Genomic DNA, 6,362 nt, shown 5'->3' with positions numbered 1-6,362 from the left:
ACCGCGGCCTAATCCCCCACCCCGCAACCCCCGGGGGGGGGGGCCCGGTAATCCCCCCCGGGCCCCCCGCCCCTCGTCTCAGCCGGCGTTACTTCGCAGCTGCCGCGCGACGGCGGGCGAGCGCGATGCCCGTTCCGCCGAGGGCGAGCAGCAGGAGAGCCGCACCCGCGAGCAGGAGCTGGTTGCCGCCACCGGTCATGGCGAGCGGGGCGGGAACAACCGGAACGACCGTGGTCACGGCCGCGCTCGACTCCTCGCTGGCGACGGGGGCGCCGAGCGGGGTCTTGCCCGTCGCGGTCGCGGTGTTGGTGAGATCCTTACCGGTCAGATCCTCGGCGACCACGGTGTAGACGCTGGTGCAGGTCATCGACTCGCTCGGCTCGAGGGTAGCGGCCGGGCAACTCGGGGTCGGGAGATCGCCCTTGCCGCTGAACGAGCCCTCGGCGACGGCGATGTCCTTGAGATCGATGTTGCCGGTGTTCGTGACCACGAAGGAGTAGGTGATCTTCTGGCCGGCAGCCGTGGCGCGCTCGGTATCGGCCGACTTGGTGAGGCTGAGCGAGGGCTTGGCGGGGTCGACCACCGCATCGGCCTCGTGCGTGCCGTTGCGATCGGCGACGGACACGGTGTTGGTGATGGGCTCGCCGGTGGAACCGGTGATGACCACGTCGTACGTGACGGTGACCGAGTCGCCGACCACGAGACCGCGCTTGGCGGTCTGCGCGGGAGCGGTCTCGTTGCCCTCGTCGTCGGTCTCCGCGGGCTGCAGCACGACCGTGTCGAACAGCTCGATGCCGGTGCCGGTGATGGTCTCGCCCGCTGCGGGGATAGACGAGTCGAGGCCGTCGACCGAGACGAGCGTGCCGCCCACGGCCAGGTCGTCGATGAGCGTGACGGTGTCGCCGATCGCCATGACGTCGGGGCCGTCGTTCGTCACGGTCACCGCGTAGCGGACCGTGCTGCCCTCTTCGTAGACCGGGTTGCCGACGACCTTCTTCTCGATCGAGAGGTTGTAGTCGCACATGACCCACTCGAACGAGGCGAACGCGGGCTCGGCCCTGCCGGCGTGGCCCTCTTCGTCCATGGCGCGGTTGTTCTCGATGGCCGGGCTGCTGATCAGGCTGGAGTCGGCGATGAAGCTCGAGCCGCCGCCTCCGCCCGAGCCGGTGAAGGCGCCGGCGCCCTGGGTGGACGCGCCGCCGCCCCCGCCGAAGAGGCCGCCGCCACCACCACCGGCGGTGTCGAGGTTGCCGTCGTTTCCGCCGTTGCCGCCCTGCCGGGCGGCTCCGCTCTCGCCGTCGTAGCTGTGAGCCTCGCTGCTGAGCGTGCTGGTGCCGCCGGCACCGCCCGCAACCTCGGTGCCGCCGCCACCGCCGGTGGGGATCACACGCACGCCGTCCTTCTCGACGTCCCAGCCGTCGCCGCCCTTGCTGCCGGGATATGCCGTGCCGCCTTCGACCGCGACACCGGGGAGCGTCGACGAGCCGAAGCCGGCGTCGCCGCCGGATCCCTCGCCGGCCTGGTGACCGCCGCCGGTGCCACCGCCGCCGCCCGCGAGCAGCAGCAGATCGCCGCCGACGCTGATCGTGGTGAAGCCGCCGCCACCACCACCGCGGTGGCCGCCGACGCCGCCGTCACCGCCTCCGTTGAAGCCGCCGATGCCGGCATTGCTGCCGTCGCCGCCCACGCTCAGCTCGATCGCCGTGCCTGCCTGCACGTTCAGCGTGGCGCTGATGCGCGCGCCCGAACCTTCGAAGCCGGTCTCCTCACCGGGCACCTCGGGGGCTTCCGGGGCCTCGGGGTCGGGCGTTCCCTCGCCCACCGCGACGCCACCACGGCCGCCGCCGATCGTGACGTTCACCGCGCAGACCCCGTCGGGCACGGTCACGAGCTGTTCTCCGGCGGCCTGGCCGAACGATGTCGGTGCGGCGTCTGCCGCCGGCGCGGCGTTCGCCGTGCCGAGACCCGTGAACAGCGATGCACTGACCAGCGCGGAGGAGGCCATGATGGCTCCGACGCGGCGCTTCGCGACTCCAGTCGAGTCGAAAGGCATAGTTTCTCCTTCAGTACGCAATGGAAACAGGACCCGATCGCAGCCGCGGCAGCGATGAGTCCGCTTCCCCCTTTTATTTCCATGCCGTACGCGCTCGCGCGAACCGCATCACCTGCAAGGGAGTGCGCATTGCGCAAAAGGTGATGCGCGGGTGTCGAGAAATATCAGGGAATGCCGAAGGGCTACACCGACCCCTCGGCCCAGCGCAGCGCCGCGATGGGCTCGGGAGTCGCCGCGGGGCCCCGCGGCTCGTCGGGCGCGTCGAACTCCTCCTCGCGGAAGAGCACGCGGGCGCCCGTGAGCACAGCGGCACGGGCGAGGCCCTCCGAGAGCGGCACGTCCGCGAGCGTCGCGGCATCGAACTCGCCGTGCTCGGCATCCGCGACCCAAGGCTGGGCGTCGAGAGCCCGCAGCGTGCGCTCATCGGACAGGATGCCCGCGTCGAGCAACAGCGTGTCGACTCGCGCCTGCTGCAGCGCATCCACCACCGCCGAGACGCCCTCGGCGCCGGCGCTCCCGTCGTCCGCTCGAGCACGGTCGACGACCGACGCGATCTCATCGCGGATCCGCTGCTCCGCGATCTCCGAGATCGCATTCGCGAGGCCGCCCTCATCCGCGCCGTCGGCGCGGGTGTGGCTCTCGTACTCGGTGACGAGGCGCAGCGAGGCCTCGCCGAGGCGATCCCTCAGCACCTGACGCGCCCGCACGTCACCCGCGAGCACGATGAAATCGGGCCGCTGCTCCTCGACGAGCCGATCGACGGCCGCCGCGACCTCGCTCTGATTGTGCTTCCAGACCTCCTCTGCGGCCCGCTGATACCGCGCGTGCGACCAGCCGCCCGCCTGCACCTTCGTCAGGCTGTCGGCGCGCCCCTCGACCTCCTCCGCCCGTTCCGGCGTGTGACGGTCGCCGCGCTCGAGCCGGATCTCGGCGCCCTCCCGCCCCGTCTCGATGACGAGGTAGCGCGAGCCCCGCGCGAGGTGGCGCAGCAGCGGCACGATCTCGGGCACCGGGCCCGAGCAGGTGCGCTCCGGCCCGAGGCGCGCGCCCGGGAACACCTCGTCGACCACGACCGCGCCATCGCGCGCCAGCAGATAGCGCGCAGACGGACTCGGCGTGCCGTCCTTCGCGGGCAGCGCCGCACTGATCGCCGCGACATCGGCGGCCGGCGCGCCGGCCTCCTCGAGGCGCGCGACGACCGCGTCGCGCGCCGCTTCCTCCTCGACCTGCGGGCGGGGGCCGTGGCCGTCGATGTAGGCGACGGTCGCGGTGCCGGTCGCGGAGAGCAGATCCGCGAGGGATCCCTGTCCCGTCATTCCCGCAAGATCAGCAGCACGATCGGTGTTGCCTCGTTCGATACTCATTATTCGTTCCCTCCTTGAGTGATTCGGATGAATCGAATGATTCGGATTTTCCGGATGGTTCCGATGATTCGGATTGTCCGGATGGGTCGTTCACGCCGGGCCGGCGCGCTCGTCGGCCGGAGGCCCGTACGTCTCGCGTCCCTCCCGGAATGCCCTCGCCCTGGCGTACTCGTGCACCTCGTCGAGCACCCCGGCCTGCTCCCGAGACCGCTCTGCGAGGTCGGCGAAGACCCCCGCGTCGAGTCCCAGCTCGTCGGCGTGCTCCTCCAGCGTCTGCCACACTCCGAGCTTGCCCATCACGGCGCTGCGCATGAGCTCCGCCTCGAGCACGAGGGTCATCGGCGAACGGGAGAACAGGCGACCGTTGCTCTTCAGCCGACCGAGATGCTCGCCGGCCCAGGAGACCGCCTGCCGATACGGGCGCCGCCGCAGACCGAGATCCTGCATGAGGCGCTGCAGGAACGCCCGCTCGAGTCTGATCTCCTCGGCCAGCTCCGAGAGCCGGGCGTAGACGGGAGCGTCGACGTAGACCTCCGACATGCGCTCGATCCGATCGGCGCCGGCGGTCGCCCCCGTGAGGTGATCCGACAGATACAGCCCGAGCAGGCCCAGGGAGAGCCCGTCGGGGTGGGATCCCTCACGATCGCCATCGGCGCCTTCACCGCGCGCGTCGACTCCGTCGCCGCCCTCGCCCGCGGCGACGTCCGATCCCTTGCTCGCGGAAACCTCCGATCCCTCCTCCGCAGCCTCGACCTCCGCGAGGCCGCGCCCGTCTCCGGGATCCCTCGCCCGTAGCGGAAGGGACCCTGCGCCGCGACCCTCGACCATGCCGCGCAGCAGCTCTCCGAGCGCCGCAGCCGCCGTGCTCCGAGGCTCCCAACCGAGCTCCTCCTTCGCGCGCGCGTTGTCCATGATCGGCACGGCCATCGCCATATCGATCCACCCCTCGTCGGCCGCGACGAGGCCGGCCTTGTGGCCGCCGAACAGCAAGCCGCGCACGAGACGCGGCGGCAGCTCGATGAACCGCCCGTGATCGACGATGTCGGCGAGATCCTGCGCGCCGAGCACGTCGTCGGCGCAGATGTTGAACGCGCCCGGCACACGACGCACCACGGCTGCGGCATAGGCGCGGCCGAGATCGTCGGCCTGCACGGCCTGCACGCCGCGCAGGCCCTTGGGCACGGGGAGCACCGGGGGTTTCACCGCCCCGAGCACCTGCACCGGCATCCGGCCGCCCAGGAAGTAGCGCTGGATCTCCGACGCGGCGTCGGCCTGGAAGACGAGGGCCGGTCGCAGCCGGGTGACCACGACTTCCGGGTGCGCGGCGGAGAACTCGTCGAGCACCCGCTCCTGCGCCGCCTTGTCGACGCTGTAGTGGGAGGAGGAGATGCCGTCTGCCGGCCAGCTCTCATCGCGAGGCGTCGCCGCCCGGTCGGGGGAGTAGGCCCCCACCGACGACGCCACGACGAGGTGCGCGACCCCGGCTGCGGCCGCGGTCCGGGCGACGCGGGCGGTACCGTCGACGTTCACGCGGCGCAGGAGCTCGCGCTGCGAGTTCGGCTGAATCAGCCACGCCAGGTGGATCACCGCGTCGACGCCGGTGAACGCCTCCCGCAGCCGCCGCTCGGCATCCGCCTCCGCGATGGCCGCGGCGATGTCGATCGACACCCAGTCGCAACTCGAATAGGGATCGGCACGCCGGTCGGGCATGCGTCTCGCGATGCCCAGCACCGACGTCACCTCGGGGGTGCGCTCGAGAGCTCTGAGCACCGCGGTGCCCGTGTTCCCGGTGGCGCCGACGACCGCTACGCGCATGAGGATCCTCCTGACTCGGGAGGGGCACGGCCCCTCGGATGCGGCCTGTGTCTGTGGTAGGTCGCGAGGCCGGCCGTGCCGCCGTGCGACCGGTGGTCGACTACGGCGAGGGGGTGCCGCCGTTGACGTTCAGGGTCTCGCCCAGCACGTAGCTCGATTCGGGCGAGGTCAGGAACACATAGGCCGGCGCGAGCTCGGTCGGCTGACCTGCGCGCCCCAGCGGCGTGTTCTTGCCGAACTCGGGGAGCGCCTCCTTCGGCTGGCCGTCGGACACCTGCAACGGCGTCCAGATCGGGCCGGGCGCCACCGCGTTCACTCGGATCCCTCGCGGCGCGAGCTGCTGCGCCAGCCCCTTGGTGAAATTGTTGATCGCGGCCTTGGTCGACGCGTAGTCGAGGAGGTGGGCCGAAGGCTTGTAGGCCTGGATCGAGGTGGTGTTCACGATCGTCGACCCGGCCGGCATGTGCCGCAGCGCCGCCCTCGAGATCCGGTAGATCGCGTGGATGTTGGTGTCGAAGGTGTCGACCCACTGCTCGTCGGGCAGATCGGCGATGTCCTCCACCGAGATCTGCCGCCCCGCGTTGTTCACGAGGGCGTCGAGACCGCCGAGCTCGGCGGCGGCCCGCTCGACGAGCTGCTCGCAGAAGCCGCGGTCGGAGATGTCGCCCGGCAGCAGCACGGCCCGGCTGCCCGCCTCCTCGATGAACGACTTGATCTCCTGCGCGTCCTCCTCCTCGGCCGGGAGGTACGAGAGCGCCACGTCGGCGCCTTCGCGCGCGAAGGCGAGCGCCACCGCTGCTCCGATGCCGGAGTCGGCGCCGGTGATGAGCGCCTTCCGCCCCTCGAGGCGGCCCGTGCCGCGATAGGAGTGCTGGCCGCGGTCGGTCTGCGGGATCAGCTCCTGGTCGAGCCCGGGCTCGGGCTGGTGCTGCTCGGGCGGCGAGATCTCGGGGAAGCGGGTGACCGGGTTCTGGAAGGTCAGCTGGTCGGTCGTGCGGCCGCTCTTCGTTGTCTCGGGGTGTGCGCTGAAGTCTGACACTGGGCACTCCTTACTCGGCGTGGTCGAATAACGTGTCCGACCCACCCTCGTACACCGGAATCGGTGCGTCTACGGGGTTGCATTCACAGCC

General features: G+C 71.3%; 4 protein-coding genes. All 4 read right to left on the bottom strand.

Annotation, left to right across the window (positions count from 1 at the left end; translation table 11 throughout):
- Positions 1 to 88: 88 nt before the first annotated feature.
- A complete protein-coding gene (locus J4H91_RS15740; protein WP_208044560.1) occupies positions 89 to 2,053 on the bottom strand; it encodes a DUF7507 domain-containing protein in 1,965 nt (654 codons plus the stop codon).
- A gap of 182 nt (positions 2,054 to 2,235) precedes the next feature.
- Positions 2,236 to 3,417, bottom strand: coding sequence for a baeRF2 domain-containing protein (locus J4H91_RS02005; RefSeq protein ID WP_208044559.1), 1,182 nt, complete (start codon positions 3,415 to 3,417; stop codon positions 2,236 to 2,238).
- Between the two features lie 90 nt (positions 3,418 to 3,507).
- On the bottom strand, positions 3,508 to 5,232 hold the full coding sequence (locus J4H91_RS02000) for an NAD-dependent epimerase/dehydratase family protein (protein ID WP_208044558.1): 1,725 nt from the start codon (positions 5,230 to 5,232) through the stop codon (positions 3,508 to 3,510).
- Between the two features lie 100 nt (positions 5,233 to 5,332).
- Positions 5,333 to 6,271, bottom strand: coding sequence for an SDR family oxidoreductase (locus J4H91_RS01995; RefSeq protein WP_341783388.1), 939 nt, complete (start codon positions 6,269 to 6,271; stop codon positions 5,333 to 5,335).
- Positions 6,272 to 6,362: the final 91 nt, after the last annotated feature.

It is taken from the genome of Leucobacter ruminantium (genome assembly GCF_017565705.1).
GTDB classification, from domain to species: Bacteria; Actinomycetota; Actinomycetes; order Actinomycetales; family Microbacteriaceae; genus Leucobacter; species Leucobacter ruminantium.
This window is presented reverse-complemented; position numbering and strand designations above follow the sequence as displayed.